Raw genomic sequence first — 19,281 nt, 5'->3', positions numbered from 1 at the left:
CAGTCGGTCGGTGGTGGTGCCTCGGCCAGCCGGCGGTGGCTCATCCCTTCAGCCCGCTGGCGAAACCGCGGATGATGTACTTCTGGAGCAGGAAGTAGACGAGGAGGATGGGCACGATCGCGATGCCCATCCCGGCGAAGATGATCTGCCACTGGCTGGCGAACTCGCCGCGGAAGGCGAAGATCGCCACCGGCAGGGTCTGCTGGGCGCTGCCACCCACGTAGAGCAGCGGGGTTAGGAAGTCGTTCCAGACGTTGATCGACGTCAGGATGACCACGGTGCCCGTGATCGGGCGCAGCAGCGGGAAGACGATCGAGCCGAAGGCCCGCAGGGTCCCCGCGCCGTCGACCCGGGCGGCCTCCTCGTAGTCGGCCGGCAGCGCCCGGAGGAAGCCGGCGTACAGGAAGACCACGAGGGGCAGCTGGTGCCCGACCTCGAAGATGATCAGCGAGGTGTAGGTCTGCAGCAGGTCGGCGTCGCGCATCAGCTGGTACAGCGGGACCATCCCGAGCTGCAGCGGGATCATCAGCCCGAGCAGGAACAGCAGGTACACGCCGTAGGAGAGGCGGGACGCCCGCCGTGCCAGCGCGTAGGCGGCGATCGACCCGGTGCCGACGAGCAGGGCGACCGCCAGGGCGGTCACGACGACGGAGTTGCCCATCGCCTGCCCGAGGTCACCCCGCTGCCACGCCTCGGCGAAGTTGCCGAGCGCCGGATCGGTCGGGAACGACAGCGGCGAGGCCGCCAGGTCGGCCGGGGTCTTCAGGGCGACGCTGAGGAAGACGTAGAACGGGAAGGCGAACACCAGGGCCGCGAGCAGCATGCCGAGCTCGGCGGAGAACCGGCCGGCCAGCTGAGCGGCGCTCCGCCGCCGGGCGCTCACGCGTCCACCTCGAACCGTCGCAGCCCCCGCAGCTGTACGAAGGCGAAGGCGAACACGATCATCGTGAGCACCAGCGCGATCGCCGTCGAGTACCCGTAGCGGCCCGACACGAAGGCCTCCTTGTACATGACCACCGACAGCGTCTCGGTGGCGTAGCCCGGTCCGCCGCCGGTCATCACGTAGACCTGGTCGAAGAGCTTGAGACTGCCGATCAGCGTCAGCGACATGGCGATCGTCGTCGCCGGCACCAGCAGCGGCAGGGTCACCCGCCGCAGCCGCTGCCACCGTCCCGCGCCGTCGATGGCGGCGGCCTCGAGCAGCTCCTCCGGCACGCCCTGCAGACCCGCCAGGTAGATGACCATGGTCAGGCCGGCGTTCTGCCAGATGATGACGCCGATCACGCTGGCCAGGGCGATCGAGGGGTCGCCGAGCCAGTTCTGGGTCAACGCCCCGAGACCGACCGCCGACAACGCGTCGTTCATCGGTCCGGACGGGGTGAGCACGTACTGCCACAGGAACCCGATGATCACCGGCGGGAGCAGCGCGGGTGCGAAGAACAGCGTCCGCAGCACGTTCCGGCTGACGAGCGAGGTGTGCAGCGCGAGCGCCAGGGCGAGCCCCAGCAGCGTCTGCAGGAGCGTGGTCGAGACGGCGATCAGCAGCGTGTTGGCCAGCGCCGAGCGGGGCGCCGGGTCGGTGCCGAGCTGGACGAAGTTGTCGAGCCCGACGAACGTGGCGGCGCGGCGACCGTTCCAGTCGGTGAAGGCGTAGACGCCTCCGGCCACCGTCGGGTAGAGCACCACCACGGCGTAGAACAGCAGCGCCGGGACGATGAGCGCGTACGGGACGACCGCCCGCCGTCCCCGCCGGCGCCGCGGGCCCGGGTCGTCGGCCCGGCTCGCCGTCGCCCGGTCGAGGACCGTCGTCACGAGGTCCCCCTCGCGTACTCGGCGTCCATCTGCTCCAGCAGCGCGGGCGTGTCGATCGTCCCGTCCAGCCACTCCTGCCCGGACTGCAGCATCGTCTGCTGCACGTCACCGTTGGGCCACAGGTAGTTCGCGTAACCCGCGGTCCGGCCGGAGTCGAACATCGGCATGATCGGTTCGAGCGCGTCCGAGCTCAGCTCGGCGTCGACGGCGAGACCGGGCAGCACGCCCATCTCGTCGGCGTAGGCCTCGACGTTCTCCGGACGGGCCAGGAAGTCGAGGAAGGCGCGAGCGCCCTCGGGGTTCTCGGCCTCGGCGTTGACGGCCAGGAAGTCCGGTGCGATCGCCACGTGGGTCGAGGAGGCGTCCTCGTTGGCCGGCAGGGCGAAGACGTCGAACGCCTCCTCCCCGCCCTCGGCGTACCCGTAGAGCTGTGGCAGACCGGCCGAGACCAGCAGCACCATCGCTGACTCACCGGTGGCGACCGACTGCAGACCCTGGTCCGGCGGGATCCCGAGCATGCCGTCGGAGAAGTACCCGGCGTCGTTCAGCTGGGCGATCCGGGCGAAGGTCTCGTTCCAGCGGGCGTCACTGACGAAGGAGGTCTCGCCGGCGGCCATCTGGGCGTCGATCTCGGGGTTCTCGGCGTACACCAGGGTGGCCGCCAGCGCGTAGACCCAGAACTGGAGGTAGATGCCGCCCTGGAAGGGGGTGGAGATCGGGGTGACGCCGGCGGCGGAGAGCTGCTCGCACGCGGTCAGCAGCTCCGACCAGGTGGTCGGGACCTCGACCCCCGCCCGTTCGAAGACCTCGCGGTTGTACGCCATGACGATCGCGTTGCGGCTCACCGGGAACGCGACGACCTCGCCCTCGACCTCGGCGAGGGAGCGGGTGTCCTCGGAGAGCTCGGCCACCCACCCGGCGTCGGACAGGTCGGCGAGCTCGTCGGCCCGCCCGAGCACGCCGGCGGCGACCGGGCTGGAGCTCCCCGGGGAGACGCGGATCAGATCGGCCGCGGTGCCGGAGGTCAGCTGCACCCGCAGCTGCTGGTTGAGCTCGTCGGTGGTGGCCGACGAGACGTCCACGGTGGAGCCGGTCTCCTGCTCGAAGGCCTCCACCAGCGGCGCCAGGCCGGCGCTCTGCTCGGTGTTGACGTAGGCCGTCACGGTGCCGCTCGTGCCGTTCGTGCCGCCGTCGGAGCCGTCACCACCGCCGGTGTTGACGAATCCGCAACCGGCGAGCGTCGTGGCCAGGACCAGTGTGGCGGCCGCCGTGCGGGCAGTGCGGGTGCCCCGCGTCGGGTTCTCGCTGTGCTTGCTCATCTCGGGTCTCCTTCGACTCGGCTCATGCGGGGGAGGCGGTGCGCCTCGGGTGGTCCTGCTCCAGCGGCGGGACGACGACGTCGCCCGGGACGATGGCGCCGTGCCGGCGCAGCTGGGCCCAGACGTCCTCCAGCGGCACCTCGAGGACGTCCGCCCCGGTGGCCGCCGCGCGGGCGGCGAGTGCGCCGGCGGCCTGCCCCATGGCCATCGACGACGCCTGCACCCGGAACGCCGAGGCCGCCTCCTGGTCGCCGCTGATGGCCCGTCCGGCCACCAGCAGGCGCTGGCTCCCGCGGGGCACCAGCGCCCGCCGCGGGATCGTCGGGAGGGTGCCGTAGGGGAGCGGTCGGATGTCGATGCCGGCGCCGTCGGGGCGGTGCACGTCGATCGGGTAGAAGCTGTGGCTCAGCGCGTCGGGCCAGCGGCGACCGGTGACGTAGTCGTGGGAGGTGATGGTGACGTGGCCGTCGATCGACCAGCTCTCGCGGACACCTGTCTCGGTCGCCCACGCCGCCAGCCCCACCTCCTCCAGCCCGGGCTGGGCGCGGAGGAAGCGCAGCACCCGGAGCAGCAGCCGACGTCCGGCGAGCTCGGTGGCGGTGCGGTCGGCACTGGTGCCGCCCTGCACCCCGACCACGTGGGTGGCGTTCTCCCCGTGCGCCCGCAGGAACGCGGCGACGCTCTTGTGCGCCAGGTCGGCCGGCAGCAGGTCGCCCCGGGCCACCGCGGCGTCGTGGGCCCGCTGCAGGGCGTCGGTGTCGAGTGCGGCGAGGTCGTAGCCCTCGAGCCGGAACATGATCGTGCCGGGCTGACGGTGCTCGTTGGTGCGCCGCGGCACACCCGCCAGCGCGACGACGTCGGCCTCGCCGGTGCAGTCGACGACCACGTCGGCCGTCAGTGGCCGCAGGCCCTCCTTCGTGGCGAGGGTGAGGCGCCAGACCGAGCCGTCCCAGTGTGCCGCCCCGACCATCGTGTGCAGCAGGAGGTCGGCGCCCGACCCCACGACGGCGTCGTCGATCAGCGCGGCGAGGACCCCCGGCACGACCGGGACCTGGAGCCGCCAGTGGCGCTGCCGCCAGTCGGAGAAGTCGGGGAGCGCTCCACCGGCCTCCTGGACCGAACGGAGGACGACCTGCCAGCCGATGCCGCCGATGATCTGCCGGCCCCAGGCGTGGAAGAGACCCGGCAGCGCGACACCCGCCACCGTCGTGGTGCCGCCGAGCGCGCCGTTCTTCTCGACCAGGAGCGTGCTCGCCCCGAGCAGGGCCGCCTGGATCGCCGCCGGCCAGCCCGCCGGTCCGCCGCCGACGACGACGACGTCGTAGTGCTGCCTCATCCGCGGGCCCCTCCGTCACCACCGAGCAGCAGGGTCAGCTCGGCGGCGGCGCCCACCGCCTCCTCCCGCAGCCAGGTCGCGTGGGCGTCGGTGTGCCGGACGGCGGGGTAGCCGAGGCAGACGGCTGCGACGGTGCGTCCGGCCTGGTCCTGGACCGGGGCCGCGACACCGCACACACCGGCCATCTCCTCCTCGACGTTGGTGGCGTAGCCCTGGGCCGCGACATCGTCCATCGCGGCCATCAGCTCGTCCTCGCCGGGCCGGCCGCGTGAGTCCCAGGGGGCCTCGGCCAGCATCGCGAGCCGGCTGGCCCGGTCGAGCCCGGAGAACAGCATCTTGCCGGCAGCCGTGCGGTAGAGGGGCGTGCTGGTGGCGTCGGTGAAGCGGGCCGACGTCGGGCTGACCGTGAGCAGCTGCGGCCCGACCAGGACGGCGATGTCGACGCGTCGCAGGCCCTGCAGCACCGCGAGGTGCACGGTCTCCTCCGTGCGCTCCCACAGGGCCCGCAGTACCGGCGCCGCGACCGCGGAGAGGTCGGTCTGGGTGACGAAGCGGCGGTTGAGCTCGAAGAACCGGGCACCCAGCAGGTAGCGCCGTCGACCGCCCTGGGCCACCAGCCCGTGCTCCACGAGCGAGGAGAGCAGGGTGCGCGCCGTGGAGGTGGCCAACCCGGTCGTCTCGGCGAGCTCGCTGAGCGGGACCCCGGTCGGTCCGGCGTCGGCGATCGCGTCCAGCAGCGCGACGCTCCGGTCGATGGCCTGGATGGCGGTACGGGGCGTCGGGCTCTGGTGTGGTTCGGGCGTCATCGCTCGCGCTTCCTTGTTCGACAATGTCGAACACCGTTCGACTATATGACGAAGATTAGGCGGGTCGTCGGTCGCTGACAAGAGGTCGGACGGTGCGACCCACGGACCGGACGACGACTTGAGCCTGTCCCGAGGGCACGGTGTGCAGTGGATCCATGACCGGGAGCACGACTGACGTCACCACCTCGCGACCCCAGACCAAACCGTCCCGACCGCTCGGCTGGGCCGACCTCGGCATCGGCGTCGCCGCCGCCGTCGTCCTGCTCGGCCTCGGGATCCTGCTCCTGCGGGCGCTCCCGGAGGACCAGAGCATCCTCGTCGGCCTGGCCTCCTACGCGGTCTCCGGCCTGGGCCCGCTCGGGGCCGTCGCCGTCGTCACGCTGCTGCGGAGGCGGCGGTGGAGCGACTTCGGGATCCGTCGGGTGGCCGGGCGGTGGCTGGCCGTCGCGGTCGGCGTCGGCGTGGTGGTGATCGGGCTCAACGTCCTCGTCACCGCGGTCGTGGTGACCTACACCCAGCCCGAGAACATCCAGACCGACTACCAGGCCGCCGCCACCGGTGGGCTGGCCAGCTTCCTCGGCGCCATCCTGCTCGGCGCGCTGCTCACCCCGTTCGGGGAGGAGATGTTCTTCCGCGGGCTGGTGGCGAACGTCCTCGGCCGCTGGGGCTGGTGGTCCGGGGTGCTGCTCAGCTCGGCGGTCTTCGCCGTCGCCCACGGCATCAACGTGGTGACGCCGGTGGCCTTCCTCGTCGGTGTGGCGGCGGCCCTGCTGCTGCGCCGGACCGGGTCGATCTGGCCGGCGGTGGTCGTGCACGTGTGCAACAACGTGTTCTCCGTCGTGGTGCCCGCCGTCATCGCGCTCACCGCCTGAGGGTGCGGCCCGACTAGGCTGCGCCGACGTGAGCGGACTGACCCTGACGATCCAGACCGAGCGCTGGCGCGAGCACCTGGCCACCATGGTGGCGGCCGGCCCGGACGTGGTGCCGGTGGCCAAGGGCAACGGCTACGGGTTCGGCCTGCGCCAGCTGGCGGCCGAGGCCGAGCGGCTGGACGTCCCGGTGCTGGCGGTCGGCACCGCGGCCGAGGTGGGCGAGGTCCGCGAGACCTTCCACGGCGACCTGGTGGTGCTGCAGCCCTGGCGCCCCGCCGACCCCGACGCGGTGGCGCTGACCGGCGACCCGCGGGTGATCAGCACCGTCACCCGGGTCGAGGACGTGCCGGCGGTGGCCGCGGCCGGCGAGCGGCCCCGGGTGGTGCTGGAGCTGCGGACGTCCATGCGCCGCCACGGCCTGGACGTCGCCGAGGCGCGGGCCGCGGTCGAGGCCGCCGACGGCGCCGAGGTCGAGGGCTGGACCATCCACCTGCCGCTGCTCACCGAGGGCCGGATGGAGGAGGCCCGCGAGCTGGCCGCGCTGGCCCAGTCGGTGCGGCCCGGACCGCTGTGGATCTCCCACCTCACCCCGACCGAGGCCGGCACTCTGGCCTCCGAGCTCGACGTGCCGGTGCGGCTGCGGCTCGGGACCTCGCTGTGGCTGGGACGTCCCGGGCTGCTCACCACCACCGCGACCGTGCTCGACGTGCACCGCGTCCGCCGCGGCGAGCGCGTCGGCTACCGCCAGCGCCGGGTGCTCAAGGACGGCTGGGTGCTGGTGCTGGCCGGCGGGACCGCGCACGGGGTCGGGCTGGAGGCGCCGACCTCGGCCGCCAGCCCGCGGGCCCGCGCCGTCTCGCTCGCCACCGGCGGGCTGGCCGCGGTCGGCCGCGCGCTCTCGCCCTACACCGTGGCCGGGCGCAAGCGCTGGTTCCTCGAGCCCCCGCACATGCAGTCCTCGATGGTGCTGCTGCCCGCCGACGCCCAGCCGCCCGCGGTCGGTGACACGGTGCCGGTGCAGCTGCGGCTGACCACCGCCGTCGTCGACCGGGTGGTCGACGCCTGAGCCCGGTTCAGCCTTCCAGCACCGCGCCCAGCGTGCGGGCCAGCCGCGACATCGCCGGGTTGGTGTCCTCGTAGTAGGCCAGGCAGCCGGCCGCCTGGACCAGCGCCCAGGCCCGACCGCCCTGCCACTCCTGCTCCCGGTCGGCCACCACCGCCAGCGGTTCCGGCACCGGGACGCCGGTCAGCGCGGCCAGCTGGACCGCGGCCGCGGCCTCGGCCCCGAGCTCGGTCCGCACCTCGGGCAGCGGGGCTGGCTGCAGCGGGAAGCGCGCCACCACCTCCTCCCCGACGCGGAGCAGGAGGTTGACGGTGCCGTCGGAGGGGAGCGACCGCACCGGCAGCGCGGCCCAGGTCGGGAACCGCCCGGCGACCACCACGCGCCTGCCCGAGTGTGGGGCTGAGCTGGCTCTCATGCATGGCGTGTCTGGTCATCGCGGGCAGTCCGGTCGCCGCCGGGTGCAGCGGGCGAGCCCATTTCGTGGTCCGCCGGTCCGGTCCGGCTGCCGGCGTCAGCGTCACGACGGCGGGTCGCAGCAACGGTCCGCGGGTTGCGCCCTCCCGCGCTGGGTACCCCTCTGCGTGGGAGCCACGCTCGAGCACACGGGCACACACCGCTCCCGTTCACAAAGGAGGACACATGTCCCACACCGACAACCCCTCGCGGGGCACCACGACCGCCACGCCGGCCCGGGCGCGCACGACGGGACTGGTGGTGGCCGCCATCGGCATCGTCATCTTCAACGTCGCACCGTTCATCGCCTGGGTCAGCACGAGCGACGAGGGCACCGAGCGCACCGAGGTCACCGGGTACGAGACCGACTCCCTCATCCCCTTCATCGCCTACCTCGGCATCGGGCTGCTGCTGTCCATGATCTACGCCACCCGCCGGGCCTCCCGGGGCCAGCACCGCGGCCTGAGCCTGGTCTCGATGGCGGTCGCGCTGGCTGCCGTGCTGCAGTGCCTGGTGTTCGCCATCGACTCGATGGGCGGCCTGGAGCGCGGCTACGACCTGGACATCCAGGCCGGTGTCTTCGTCGGCCTCGTCGGCGCGATCGTGTGGTCGGTCGGCTCCGGCCTGCTGGCCAAGGAGGTCGAGGGCGACGACCGCCTCGACGACGACCGCGGCACCGACCGCGCGCACTGATCTCCGGCCCGCGGACGTCGCGCCACGCGGCGGCCGCGGGCTCGCCGTCGGGCTCAGAGCAGGGCGAGTGCGGCGTCCAGCATCGGTTCGGTCAGCCGACCGGTGAAGGTGTTCTGCTGACTGACGTGGTAGGAACCGACCAGCCGCACCAGGCCCTCGGGGCCACCCAGCTCGGCGACGGCGGCGTGGCCGAACCTCGGCTTGGGCCGGGGTACTCCCACCCGACCCGGCGGGCAGCCGCGAGCACGGCGTCCCAGGCGATCGACCCGAGGGCCAGCACGGAGCGGACGGTGGGGGCGGCGAGCTCCAGGTCGCGGTCCAGCCAGTGCCCGCAGGTGCGGCGCTCCTCGACGCTCGGCTTGTTGCCCGGAGGCGCGCAGCGGACCGACGCGACGATCCGCACCCGCCGCAGCTCGAGCCCGTCACCGGCGTGCACGCTCTCGGCCTGGTTCGCGAACCCGGCCCGGTGCAGTGCGGCGAAGATCCAGTCCCCGCTCCGGTCACCGGTGAAGATCCGCCCGGTGCGGTTGCCGCCGTTGGCGGCCGGAGCCAGGCCGACCACGAGGATCGACGGCGCGGGGTCGCCGAAGCCCACGGTGGGACGACCCCAGTAGGGCTGGTCGGCGAAGGAGGCCCGGCGCCCGGTGGTGGCCACCGCCTCCCGCCAGGCGACCAGACGCGGGCACGCCCGGCACACCGCGACCGCGGCGTCCAGCGCGGCCAGGTCCTCCGCAGCCGCGGCCAGCGCCCGCACCGACGCCTCGTCGGCAGCCACCGGCGTGTCGGCGGTCGCCGGGTCACCGGGCCAGCCCGTGCCGGGCGGGACGGGGGAGTCGAAGGGCTGGCCGGTCAGCGGGTGCGGGTCCACCGGTGCCACCTCCTGGAACATCGTGCTGCGACCTCGCAGCGGTACGTTCCGGCACTCACCCGAGCAGCTCCTCGACCACCGGCAGGATCGCCCGCAGCTGGCTGGCGCCACCGCCCCTGGCCATCATCTGGTGCCAGTACAGCCCGTCGCCGACCAGCAGCACCAGCCGGGCCCGCGCCGGGTCGCCGATCTCCTCGGTGAGCACCTCCAGCCAGCGGGCCTCCAGCCGCCGCAGCTGCGCCCGGGCCCGGGTGCCGGCGTCCTGGGTGAGCCGCATGGCCGCCATCACCAGGTCGGAGAACTCGTCGGAGGAGCTGACGTCGGAGGTGCGCAGGTAGTACTGCACCGGGCCCTCCGGGGCCGACCGCATCGCGGCGACGTCCTCCCGGCCCAGCTCCTCCAGCCGCTCCAGCAGCCCGTCGACCAGCGCCTCGCGGCTGGCGAAGTGGTAGAGCAGCCCGCCCTTGGTCACCCCGGCCCGCGCGGCCACGGCGTCGATGGTGGCGCTGCGCTCGCCGTCCTCGATCAGCACCCGGGCGAAGGCGTCGAGCACCTTGGCCCGGGCGGCGGGTGGCCGGGCCATCAGCCCCGCCGGCGCAGGTACAGGTCGAAGGCGGTGTACAGCAGCCGGTTGAGCGGCAGGTCCCACTCGCCGAGGTTCTCGTACGCCTCCCCGCCGGTGCCCACCTTGAACTGGATCAGCCCCAGGTGCGGGTCGTCGCCGGCCACCGAGTCGGTGATCCCGCGCAGGTCGTAGACGTCGGCGCCGGCCTCCAGCGCGTCGGTCATCATCCGCCACTGGATGGCGTTCGAGCCGCGGACGTCCCGCTTCTCGGAGGTGGAGGCGCCGTAGGCGTACCAGACGTGCCCGCCGACCCGGGTCCAGATCGTCGCCGCGACCAGGTCACCCTCGTGCTCGGCCAGGTAGAGCCGGATGCGGTCCTCGGCCTCGGGCTGCAGCGCGGCGAACATCGTCTCGAAGTAGGACAGCGGTCGCGGGGTGAACCCGTCGCGGACGGCCGTCTCGGCGTACACCCGGTGAAAGGCGGGCAGGTCGGAGACGTCGCCGACCCGCACCGTCACGCCGGCCTTGTCGGCCTTCTTGATGTTGCGCCGCCACAGCTGGTTCATGCCCTTGAGCAGCGACTCCGGGGTCTGGCCGGTCAGCCGCACCCAGAACCGGAAGGTCGGCTGCCCGGCCGCGAACCCCTCGCCCTCGGGCTCGGGCGGCAGCCAGCCCAGTGAGCGCAGCTGGTTGTGGGTGCGGGTGCCGACCGGGTCGACGACGTCCGGCTTCACCTCGGTGAGGGAGCGGACGTCCTCGTCGGCCACCGCCGCCTTGATGGTGGCCGCGTGCCAGGTGCGCCACACCACCGGCGGACCGATCCGGACGCCGAACGCCCCGCGCCGCTTCAGGTGACGAGCCATCGGCCGGAGCAGGGCGCCGAGGTCGTCGGTGTCCCAGTCCAGCACCGGGCCCTCCGGCAGGTAGGCCAGGTAGCGCCGCACCTTCGGCAGCTGGCGGTAGAGCACCAGCCCGGCCCCCACCAGCTGGTCGCCGTCGAACCACCCCAGCGACTCGCTCGTCCACTCCGGCTTGGCCCGGGCCCAGGCCGGGGTCTGCAGGTAGCTCGCCGAGGGCCGGCTGGCCAGGAAGGCCAGGTGCTCGGCCTCGGTGATGGTCCGCACGGTGGTGGTCACGAGCGACGAGGCTACCGGCCCCCGACCTCCGGCCGTCCCCGCTCGAGCGGGAGGGGCCACTGCGGTCCCGGTGGGCGCGGGCCCGGGTCAGAGGGTGGTGTCGGGCTGGCCCTGCAGGGCGGCGAGCACCGCGGCCAGCGCCTCGTCCGCGGTGGCGTCGGGGATGCCGCTGCCCGGGGTGAAGTAGCTCTCCAGCAGCCGGGCGGGGGACACCGCCGCCGGGTGGCCGAGGGTGCCGGAGGAGCCGGCCAGCTGGTGGGCCAGCCGGCGCGCCCGCTCGACCTGCTCCGGCTCCAGCCCGCCGTCCTGCACCCGGTCCAGGGCGTGGCGCAGCTGCTCGGCGCGGGAGAGGTTGGAGTGCCGGGCCGCCGCGGCGATCCGCGCCAGCTCGACGGAGAAGGCGTCCTGGCCGCTCACGAGCGCCACCCCAGCAGCGCCTCGACGTCACTCATCAGCCGGATCGGGTCGAACGGCTTGAGGATCATCCCGCGCACGATCGGCGGGCTCTGCTGCAGCACGCTGTCGGACTTCGCGGTGAGGTAGATGATCGGGATGTCGGAGGTGCGCTCGTCGTCGGACAGCAGCCGCTGGGTCGCCGGGCCGTCGGTGCCCGGCATCATCACGTCGAGCAGGATGACGTCGGGACGTTCCTCGGCGGCGGTCCGGCGGCACTCCTCGCCGGAGCCGGCGGTGAGCACCGTGCAGCCGCCGACCAGCTCCAGCGCCGCCTGCGCCACCTCGCGGATGGACGCGTCGTCGTCGACCACCAGCACGAGCGGCTCCGACGGCCGGGACGCGTCGGGACCAGGACGGTTCCCCACCTGCCCTCCCTCCGCCGGCACACCGGCGGCCGCCGGCCGTCCCAGGGTAGTGTGCGCGGGCCCCGCCGTGCCTCCCCGTCCCGGCGTCCGGCGCGCTCCGAGCCCGGGCCGGGGCGGCGGCCCGGTGGTAGCGTCTGGCCATGTCCGCGATGGCACCCTGGAGCTGGCGGCTCCGGACCGGTGTCATCCTCGGCACCACCGCCGTGGTGGTGCTGGTCGTGGTTGGGGTGCTGCTCAGCGACCTGCCGCTCGCCGTCCGCTCGGTGGTCTCCCAGGTCGCGCTCGTGCTCGGCGGGCTGCTGGCCGGGTTCACCGGGGCGCTGCGGGCGACCTGGACCCGCAACCACCGCCGTCGCCGCGCCTGGGTGCTGCTCTCGGCCGCCGGACCGACCGCCGCCGTCGGCAACCTCGTCGCCCTGGTCGCGGGCCCCGAGCCGCCGGCCCTGGCCACCCTGCTGGTCAACGTGCTGCTGCTGATCGCCATGGTCTTCGGGGTGGTGGGCCTGTCCACCTTCCCCTCCGCCCGCCACACCAGCGTGCAGCTGGCCCGGATGATGCTCGACGGCGTGGTGGTGGGCGGTGCCATCCTCTTCACCGTCAGCGTCGTGGTGCGCTCGAGGGTTAGCGGCGCGCAGTCCCTCGAGGTCGACCCCGCCCTGCTGCTGCTCCCGCTGCTGGACACCGTGGTGGCCACGGTGGCCGTGCTGCTCATCCTGCGCAGCAGCCCCGCCGACCGCCCCCGGCTCGCCCTGCTGGGGCTGGGTTTCGGGCTGTACGCCGTCTCCGACCTGCACTTCGTCACCGACCTCGCCCAGGGCGGCCACCAGTTCGGCACGGCCGGCGACCTGGGCTGGATCACCGGCTACCTGGTGCTGGCCGCCACCGCGCTGGTGCCCGACCGCGGGGCCGAGCGCGACCCCGCGGCCGTCCGCGTCAGCAGCCCGCTGGCCGGCACCATCCTGATGTTCAGCCTGTTCATCCTCGGCGCCGTGCTGGCCAACATCGCCGGTGCACAGGGCAGGCTCGACCTCGCCTCCCGGGTGATCTGGATGCTCACCCTGGTCGCGGTGGTGGCCCGCCAGATCCTGCTGGTGATCGACAACGACCGGCTGCGCGAGCGGCTGGCCCGCCGGGTCGACGAGCGCACCACCGCGCTCCGCCAGACCACCCAGCGCACCAGCCTCATGCTCAGCTCGGTCGACGACGGCATCTACGGGGTCGACCGGGACGGTGTCGTGGTCTCGGTGAACCCGGCCGCCACCCGGCTGCTGGGCTACCCGGCCGAGCAGCTGGTGGGCAGCCGTGCCCACGACACCTTCCACGCCTGGCAGGACGACGGTTCGCCGTTCCCGGACGAGCAGTGCTACATCACCGAGGCGATCCGCGACGGCCTGGTCACCACCGCCGAGCAGGACGTCTACGTCCGCTCCGACGGGCAGCGGATCCCGGTGGAGGTGACCGCCAGCCCGTTGCGCGACTCGGGCACCATCGAGGGCGCGGTGGTGGTCTTCCGCGACATGACCGAGCGGCAGGCCATCGACCGCATGAAGAACGAGTTCGTCTCGGTCGTCAGCCACGAGCTGCGCACCCCGCTCACCTCGATCCGCGGCACGCTCGGTCTGCTGGCCTCCGGGGCCCTCGGCGCGCTGCACCCGCGCGCTCAGCGGATGACCGGGACGGCGCTGGAGAGCAGCGAGCGGCTGACCCGGCTGATCAACGACATCCTCGACCTGGAGCGGCTCGGTACGGGCACCGTGCCGATGGAGCTGTCCGACGTCGAGGTTGCCGGCCTGCTCCGCGACGCCGCCGACCAGGTCGGCGTGCTGGCCGCCGAGGCCGGGCTGACGATCCGGGTGGGGGAGGCCTCGAGCGTGGTGCGGGGCGACCGCGACCGGCTCCTGCAGACCCTGCTCAACCTGCTGAGCAACGCCATCAAGTACTCCCCGCCCGGGGCGGCGATCGACGTGGACGCGGTCGAGGTGGGCTCCCTCGTCGAGTTCCGGGTGACCGACCGCGGCCGCGGCATCCCGGCCGACCGGCTCGAGCAGGTCTTCGACCGCTTCCAGCAGGTCGACTCCTCCGACGCCCGGGAGAAGGGGGGCACCGGCCTGGGGCTGGCGATCTCCAAGACCATCATCGAACGCCTGGGCGGGCGGATCTGGGCCGAGAGCGACCCGGGACGACGCACCAGCTTCCACTTCACCGTCCCGCTGGCCGAGGTCACGGAGCCGGCTGCCGGGCAGGAGCCGGTGGTGCTGCTGACCACCGACGAGTACCTCACCCAGACCGTCGTCGACGCGCTCCGGCTGCGGGGCCACCGGGTGCTGCCGGCTCCCGACCGGGGGGCCGCGCTGGAGCTGCTGCGCACCGAGCGCCCGGCCGCCCTGCTGGTCGACGCCGAGGTCGGCACCCGCACCGCCGTGGAGCTGCTCGACCAGCTGCGTCGCCGGGGCGGTGTCGAGGCCGCCCCGGTGCTCGTGCTGGCCGAGCGCTCCGCCGCCGACCCCGAGCTGGTGCGGCGGGCCGACGCCTGGCTGCCCCGGGGGTTCGACGAGGCCCTCCTCGCGCGGACGCTCTCCTCGGTGGTGCGGCGCCACACCGACCGTCGCACGGTGCTGGTGGTCGAGGGCGAGGCCGCACTGACGCCGCTCGTCGTCGCCGCGCTGGCCGGGCTCGGCCTGCCGGTGCGCCGGGTGGAGAGCCCGGCCCGCGCCATGGAGGAGCTCGACCGGACCACGCCGGCCGCGGTCGCGGTCGACATCGGCGGCACGGACCCGCTCGGCCGGGTGGCCGCCCGGCTGCGTCGGGAGTCCCGGCTGTCCGCGGTGCCGCTGGTCCTCTTCCGGCCTGACGACCCCGACGCCGACCCGCAGCGGTGCGCCGAGCTGGTCCGCGCGCGGGTGTTGGAGCGGTGGTCGGAGGCCGCTCCCGCGGAGCCGGTCGGGGGGACCCGGGCTGCGGTAGCGTCCGCGGTGACCGTCCCGGCGCCTGGAGAGAACGGCTGAATGACTGCATCGCACCCCGCCTCCGCTCTCGAACGTCCCCGCCTGCAGGCCCTCGAGATCCGCGTCAGCCGCGGCACCGGGAGTGGCCGCACGCGGCTGTCGGCCTTCGACGCCGCGTTGCGCGACGCGGGGGTGGCCAACTTCAACCTGGTCCGGCTGAGCTCGGTGGTGCCCCCGGGCAGCCACGTGCGTGAGGTGGGACGCGAGCACCAGCTGCAGGGCGGGCACGGCGACGTCCTCTTCTGCGTCTACGCCGACGCCTACGCCAGCATCCCCGGCACCTCGGCCTGGGCCGGGGTGGCGTGGTCGGAGCACCACGACGGTTCCCGCTCCGGGCTGTTCGTCGAGCACGGCTCGCACGACGAGCACGTCCTGCGCCACCACCTCGAGTCGAGCCTGGCCGACCTGTCGGAGGGCCGCGGGGGTGACTTCCGGCCCGCGGGGCAGGTGGTCGCCTCGCGCCGGTGCGTGGACGAGGACCGTCCGGTCTGCGCGGTGGTGGTCGCCAGCTACGCCACGCGCAGCTGGGACTGGGCCCATGTCTGAGGGCCGGCGCTGGACGGTCGGGGTCGAGCTCGTGGTGCCCGAGCACGAGGTCGAGGTGTTCTGGCGCCTCTACGAGCAGGCCTTCGCACCGCTGCGTCCGCTGGCGGCGGCCCGGCAGGTGCTCACCCGCGAGGAGTTCGGCCACGAGCTGGTCGACCACCGGGTGGAGAAGCACGTGGCCCGGGACGGCTCCGGCCGTCCGATCGGGATGACCACGCTGACCCGCGACCTGTCCACCGTGCCGTGGATCAGCCCGGAGTTCTTCGCCGCCCGGTTCCCCGAGCACGCGGCGCGGGACGCGATCTTCTACCTCGGGTTCAGCCTGGTCCATCCCGACTACCAGGGCAGCGCGGTGTTCGGCGACCTGCTGAGCAGCTGCCTGGTGGAGTTCACCCGGGCGCACGGGGTGTGCGGCTACGACGTGTGCGGATACAACGACGACGTGCTGCGGATGGACACCATGATCAGACGCACCATGGCCGCCCGCTCCTCCGTGACCCACGAGAAGCTGGACCGCCAGACCTACTACTGCGTCGTCTCGCCGTGAGCGGTGAGGAGAGGAGGCCTCGATGACGAGCGCCGAGGACGTGCGCCGACGCACGGCCGTGATCGTCGAGGACGACGCGGACATCAGCGAGCTGCTGCGGGCGATCCTGCAGCAGGCCGGTTTCGACTGCCACCTCGCCGCCACCGGCGGCGAGGGGGTGCGGCTGGTGCGCGAGCAGGCACCGGTGCTGACCACCCTCGACGTCAGCCTGCCCGACTACGACGGGCTGGAGGTGGTGCGCCAGATCCGTTCGTTCAGCGACACCTACGTGATCATCCTGTCGGGCAAGGACGAGGAGACCGACATCCTGATGGGTCTGGGGGCGGGGGCCGACGACTACGTCAGCAAGCCGTTCCGGCCGCGGGAGGTGCGGGCCCGGGTGGAGGCGATGCTGCGGCGGCGCGACCTGTGGCTCGCCCAGCTGGGTGCCCCGTCCTCGCCGGCCGCGGTGCCGTCGCCGGTGCCGGCGCCGGCTCCGACCGTGGCACCGGTCACCACCGACGCGGGGGCCGGCGCGGACGAGGTCGAGGGTTCGGCCTGGCTGGGTCGCAACGGGATGCGGGTGCACCCGGAGATGCGGCTCTGCGAGGTGGACGGGCGTCCGGTGGAGCTGACCCGCAGCGAGTTCGACCTGCTGCTGGCGATCGTCCGCCGGGACCGCCGCGTCGCCTCCAAGGAGGTGCTGGTGCAGGAGCTGCGGCACGAGGTCGAGGGCTCCTGGGTGAGCGAGTCCGACCGGCGCTCGGTCGAGGTGCACCTGGCCAACCTGCGGCGCAAGCTCGGTGACTCCGCCGGTCAGCCCCGGTTCATCGAGACCGTGCGCGGGGTGGGCTACCGGCTGGCTGCGCGCCGGGCCTGAGCCCGCGTCACGGATCCCACTCACCCAGGGCGCGGGCGGCGTCCCCGACGTCGCGGGTCAGCCGGGGCAGGTCGGCGCGGACGACCGTCCAGCGCAGCTCGCGGACCTGCTCCAGCAGCCAGCCGCAGCGGTGCGCGACCTGCTGGGCCCCCACCATCGCGCTCGCGTTCTGCAGGCTGAGCAGGGCGACCACGGCGTTCTCGGGCTCCTCGGCCCGGACGGCGTCCTGCAGCCGGCTCTGCCGGGGCCCGATCAGCCCGAGGTAGCCGCCCACGAAGTCGCGGGCCACCTGCGGGTCGCCGTCGAACAGCTCCACCAGGTCGTCGAGGGCGGACACGTCGAGGACGACGACCGGTACGAGGTTGTGCACGGGGTCGTCACCGCCCTCCGTCATCCGTACTCCTCTGGTCCACCCCGACCGGCCGGACGGGGTGTGGCACCACGCCGGACGTGATGACGACGACGCCGACCTCCACACGTTCCCCCGACCGTGTGGCTGTCGGCGTCGTCGAGGACGACTGTGCTGCGCCGATGTCAGGGGGGCCTCGGGCTTGCGCCTCGACGGCCTCAAGAGATCCTCAGTTCTGCCTCTGGAAGCCGGCGCGGACCGGACGCCACGCCGCCGACCCCTTGTCGGAGGGTCCGTGCAGGCGGTAGAGCGGTGCCAGCAGCCCGGGTCAACGGAGACCCGGCTAGTCCTCGGGGGGATCACATGCCAGCTCTCGTACCTGACCCTGCGACGGTCCGCCGTCACGTCCTGCCCGGTGCCCTGCGCGCCGGGGCCGTCGGCCTCGCCGTCGCCGCACTCACCCTGGCCTCGGCCCCGGTCCCGGCCAGCGCCGACCGCGGGCCCCGCCACAGCGACCCGGTCACCGTGGTGGCCGAGGGCCTGGACGGGCCGCGCCAGATCTCGCCCTGGGGCGGGCGGCTCCTCGTCGCCGAGTCCGACAGCGGCGAGGTCAGCCTGGTCAACCCGAGCAACGGGAGGAGCCGGGTGGTGGTCGACGGGCTGGCCACCCCGCAGGGGGTGGTCGAGCACCGCGGCCGGGTCTACGTCGCCACCGGCGAGGCGGGTCCGGAGGCCGGGGACGCCGAAGGGTCCTCGGCGGTGCTGGTCGCCCGCCCGGGCCGTGAGCCGCGGGTGTTCGCCGACCTGCTGGAGCACGAGCTGGAGGAGAACCCGGACGGCCAGACCCAGTTCGGCCCCGACGGCGCCCCGCTCGACGCCCTGTCCAACCCGTACTTCCTGCTGGAGGACCGGCGCCGGCACGGGTTCCTGCTGGTGGCTGACGCCGGGGCGAACGCGGTCCTCGCCGTGGACGGGCGCGGGCGCGTCAGCACCTTCTTCGTGCCGCCGACCGTGACCACCGGGCCGTGCGCGGAGCTGCCGAACAACAACGCCACCGGCGTCGGCTGCGACTCGGTGCCCACCGGGCTGGCCTACGGCCCCGACGGCCTGCTGCACGTGTCCGCGCTGACCGCCGAGGCGCCCGGTGAGGGACGGGTCTGGGTGGTCGACTCCCGGGGCCGGGTGGTGCGCAGCCACACCGGGTTCACCGCCCCGACCGGGGTGGCGGTCGACCATGACGGCACCGTCTACGTCTCCGAGCTGCTCGAGGGCGCGCCGGCCGGACCGCCTCCGCCGGAGGCCGACCCGGCCGACATCGGCCGGATCGTCGCACTGGCCCCCGACGGCACCCGCTCGGTGGCCGAGGTGACCATGCCCAGCGGTCTGCTGCACCACCGGGGGACGCTGTGGTCGGCCGCCTGGGCCATCGGCGGGTTCCTCGGCAGGCCGGGCGCCGGGCAGGTCGTGAAGGTGTCCGACGACGCCTTCACGCCGCTCGCAGACTGATCGGCGCCGGTAGGGTCGCGGGAGGGCCGGTCCGCCTGGCCCTCCCCGCCCGACCGAGGAGGACACCCGTGCCGAAGGACGTCCGTCGCGTCTGCTTCCAGCTGCAGGTCAAGCCGGACCGGATCGAGGAGTACCGGCGTCGCCACGACCCGATCTGGGCCGAGATGGCCGAGGCGCTGGACGCCGCCGGGTGGCACAACTACTCGCTGTTCCTGCGCGCGGACGGCCTGCTGATCGGCTACTTCGAGACCGACTCGCTGGAGCGCGCCCAGGCCGCCATGGCCGCGACCGAGGTGAACGCGCGCTGGCAGGCCGAGATGGCCGAGTTCTTCGTCGACCTCGAGGGGGCACCCGACACCGGGTTCCTCGAGCTGACCGAGGTGTTCAACCTCGAGGAGCAGCTGGCCCGCCACCGCGGCTGACCGTCCGCAGCCTCCGCTGCTCGCACCTCTTCGTTGATCCATACCCCATAGGGGTATACGGTGTCGGTATCCGACGGAGAGGATGACGACCCATGACCACCCAGACCTACCTGGTGAGCGGGATGAGCTGCGGGCACTGCGAGACGGCGGTGCGCAGCGAGCTGGGCGCCGTGCCCGGTGTGCAGCAGGTGGAGGTCAGTGCGGCCACCGGCCGGCTGACGGTGACCACCGACGGCTCGGTGGACGACGCCACGGTGATCGCCGCCGTCGACGAGGCCGGCTACCAGGCGCAGCGGGGCTGAC

At 73.7% G+C, this 19,281-nt stretch carries 21 protein-coding genes and 1 pseudogene; 10 read left to right on the top strand and 12 right to left on the bottom strand.

Going from position 1 to position 19,281, the window contains the following annotated elements:
• Window positions 1-40: 40 nt before the first annotated feature.
• From DT076_RS14320 to DT076_RS14300, 5 genes are read right to left on the bottom strand one after another with little or no spacing between them, the layout of a single operon-like run.
• Window positions 41-883, bottom strand: a complete 843-nt coding sequence (locus tag DT076_RS14320; protein WP_232821977.1) for a carbohydrate ABC transporter permease — start codon at window positions 881-883, stop codon at window positions 41-43.
• A complete protein-coding gene (locus tag DT076_RS14315) occupies window positions 880-1,812 on the bottom strand; it encodes a carbohydrate ABC transporter permease (protein WP_114127379.1) in 933 nt (310 codons plus the stop codon). The genes DT076_RS14320 and DT076_RS14315 overlap by 4 nt, the downstream gene beginning before the upstream one ends.
• Window positions 1,809-3,131 (bottom strand): ABC transporter substrate-binding protein, encoded by a 1,323-nt coding sequence (locus tag DT076_RS14310; RefSeq protein WP_114127378.1) that lies wholly within the window; start codon window positions 3,129-3,131, stop codon window positions 1,809-1,811. Before DT076_RS14310 ends, DT076_RS14315 begins: the two co-directional genes overlap by 4 nt.
• A gap of 22 nt (window positions 3,132-3,153) precedes the next feature.
• Window positions 3,154-4,467 (bottom strand): FAD-dependent oxidoreductase, encoded by a 1,314-nt coding sequence (locus DT076_RS14305; RefSeq protein ID WP_114127377.1) that lies wholly within the window; start codon window positions 4,465-4,467, stop codon window positions 3,154-3,156.
• Window positions 4,464-5,273: an IclR family transcriptional regulator gene (locus DT076_RS14300; RefSeq protein ID WP_114127376.1), complete on the bottom strand. Its 810-nt coding sequence runs from the start codon at window positions 5,271-5,273 to the stop codon at window positions 4,464-4,466. The genes DT076_RS14305 and DT076_RS14300 overlap by 4 nt, the downstream gene beginning before the upstream one ends.
• A 155-nt stretch (window positions 5,274-5,428) precedes the next feature.
• On the opposite strand from DT076_RS14300, the gene DT076_RS14295 reads away from it, so the two are divergent.
• Window positions 5,429-6,145: a CPBP family intramembrane glutamic endopeptidase gene (locus tag DT076_RS14295; RefSeq protein WP_114127375.1), complete on the top strand. Its 717-nt coding sequence runs from the start codon at window positions 5,429-5,431 to the stop codon at window positions 6,143-6,145.
• 28 nt (window positions 6,146-6,173) lie between these two features.
• Complete coding sequence (locus DT076_RS14290; protein WP_233493973.1) at window positions 6,174-7,211, top strand: alanine racemase; 1,038 nt, start codon at window positions 6,174-6,176, stop codon at window positions 7,209-7,211.
• A gap of 7 nt (window positions 7,212-7,218) precedes the next feature.
• Here the strand turns inward: DT076_RS14290 and DT076_RS14285 are convergent, their stop codons facing one another.
• A complete protein-coding gene (locus DT076_RS14285) occupies window positions 7,219-7,587 on the bottom strand; it encodes a phosphotransferase (RefSeq protein WP_114127374.1) in 369 nt (122 codons plus the stop codon).
• A 260-nt stretch (window positions 7,588-7,847) separates the two neighbouring features.
• On the opposite strand from DT076_RS14285, the gene DT076_RS14280 reads away from it, so the two are divergent.
• Window positions 7,848-8,354: a hypothetical protein gene (locus DT076_RS14280; protein WP_114127373.1), complete on the top strand. Its 507-nt coding sequence runs from the start codon at window positions 7,848-7,850 to the stop codon at window positions 8,352-8,354.
• 53 nt (window positions 8,355-8,407) lie between these two features.
• Here DT076_RS14280 and DT076_RS14275 read toward each other — a convergent pair.
• The 5 genes and pseudogenes from DT076_RS14275 to DT076_RS14255 form a co-directional block, all read right to left on the bottom strand.
• Window positions 8,408-9,231, bottom strand: a pseudogene (locus DT076_RS14275) (uracil-DNA glycosylase).
• Between the two features lie 46 nt (window positions 9,232-9,277).
• The gene (locus DT076_RS14270) at window positions 9,278-9,805 is read right to left on the bottom strand and encodes a TetR/AcrR family transcriptional regulator (RefSeq protein ID WP_114127372.1); all 528 of its coding nucleotides are present in this window, start codon (window positions 9,803-9,805) and stop codon (window positions 9,278-9,280) included.
• Window positions 9,805-10,923, bottom strand: a complete 1,119-nt coding sequence (locus DT076_RS14265; protein WP_114127371.1) for a lipid II:glycine glycyltransferase FemX — start codon at window positions 10,921-10,923, stop codon at window positions 9,805-9,807. Before DT076_RS14265 ends, DT076_RS14270 begins: the two co-directional genes overlap by 1 nt.
• An 87-nt stretch (window positions 10,924-11,010) precedes the next feature.
• The gene (locus DT076_RS14260; RefSeq protein WP_158548151.1) at window positions 11,011-11,340 is read right to left on the bottom strand and encodes an Hpt domain-containing protein; all 330 of its coding nucleotides are present in this window, start codon (window positions 11,338-11,340) and stop codon (window positions 11,011-11,013) included.
• Complete coding sequence (locus DT076_RS14255) at window positions 11,337-11,744, bottom strand: response regulator (protein WP_233493972.1); 408 nt, start codon at window positions 11,742-11,744, stop codon at window positions 11,337-11,339. The genes DT076_RS14260 and DT076_RS14255 overlap by 4 nt, the downstream gene beginning before the upstream one ends.
• 140 nt (window positions 11,745-11,884) lie before the next feature.
• Between DT076_RS14255 and DT076_RS14250 the strand changes: the two genes are divergently transcribed.
• The 4 genes from DT076_RS14250 to DT076_RS14235 are packed head-to-tail and all read left to right on the top strand — an operon-like array spanning window position 11,885 to window position 16,701.
• Window positions 11,885-14,749: an ATP-binding protein gene (locus DT076_RS14250; protein ID WP_147264153.1), complete on the top strand. Its 2,865-nt coding sequence runs from the start codon at window positions 11,885-11,887 to the stop codon at window positions 14,747-14,749.
• Window positions 14,750-15,295 (top strand): pyruvoyl-dependent arginine decarboxylase, encoded by a 546-nt coding sequence (locus DT076_RS14245; RefSeq protein ID WP_114127368.1) that lies wholly within the window; start codon window positions 14,750-14,752, stop codon window positions 15,293-15,295. It abuts the gene before it with no gap.
• Entirely contained in the window at window positions 15,288-15,842 is a 555-nt protein-coding gene (locus DT076_RS14240; protein WP_114127367.1) for a hypothetical protein, read from the top strand. Before DT076_RS14245 ends, DT076_RS14240 begins: the two co-directional genes overlap by 8 nt.
• Window positions 15,843-15,864: 22 nt before the next feature.
• A complete protein-coding gene (locus DT076_RS14235) occupies window positions 15,865-16,701 on the top strand; it encodes a response regulator transcription factor (protein WP_114127366.1) in 837 nt (278 codons plus the stop codon).
• A 7-nt stretch (window positions 16,702-16,708) separates the two neighbouring features.
• On the opposite strand, the gene DT076_RS14230 is transcribed toward DT076_RS14235, so the two are convergent.
• Window positions 16,709-17,095 carry a hypothetical protein gene (locus tag DT076_RS14230; protein WP_114127365.1) on the bottom strand — a complete coding sequence of 129 codons (387 nt, stop codon included), beginning with the start codon at window positions 17,093-17,095 and terminating at the stop codon, window positions 16,709-16,711.
• Window positions 17,096-17,413: 318 nt separating this feature from the next.
• Here DT076_RS14230 and DT076_RS14225 point away from each other — a divergent pair, with 318 nt between their 5' ends.
• The 3 genes from DT076_RS14225 (at window position 17,414) to DT076_RS14215 (ending at window position 19,280) form a co-directional block, all read left to right on the top strand.
• Window positions 17,414-18,556 (top strand): ScyD/ScyE family protein, encoded by a 1,143-nt coding sequence (locus tag DT076_RS14225; protein WP_114127364.1) that lies wholly within the window; start codon window positions 17,414-17,416, stop codon window positions 18,554-18,556.
• A 68-nt stretch (window positions 18,557-18,624) separates the two neighbouring features.
• The gene (locus DT076_RS14220; RefSeq protein ID WP_114127363.1) at window positions 18,625-18,978 is read left to right on the top strand and encodes an L-rhamnose mutarotase; all 354 of its coding nucleotides are present in this window, start codon (window positions 18,625-18,627) and stop codon (window positions 18,976-18,978) included.
• A gap of 92 nt (window positions 18,979-19,070) precedes the next feature.
• The gene (locus tag DT076_RS14215; RefSeq protein ID WP_114127362.1) at window positions 19,071-19,280 is read left to right on the top strand and encodes a heavy-metal-associated domain-containing protein; all 210 of its coding nucleotides are present in this window, start codon (window positions 19,071-19,073) and stop codon (window positions 19,278-19,280) included.
• The last annotated feature ends 1 nt before the right edge of the window (window position 19,281 follow it).

The organism is Desertihabitans brevis (assembly GCF_003327535.1).
In the GTDB taxonomy this organism is placed as follows: Bacteria; Actinomycetota; Actinomycetes; order Propionibacteriales; family Propionibacteriaceae; genus Desertihabitans; species Desertihabitans brevis.
This window is presented reverse-complemented; position numbering and strand designations above follow the sequence as displayed.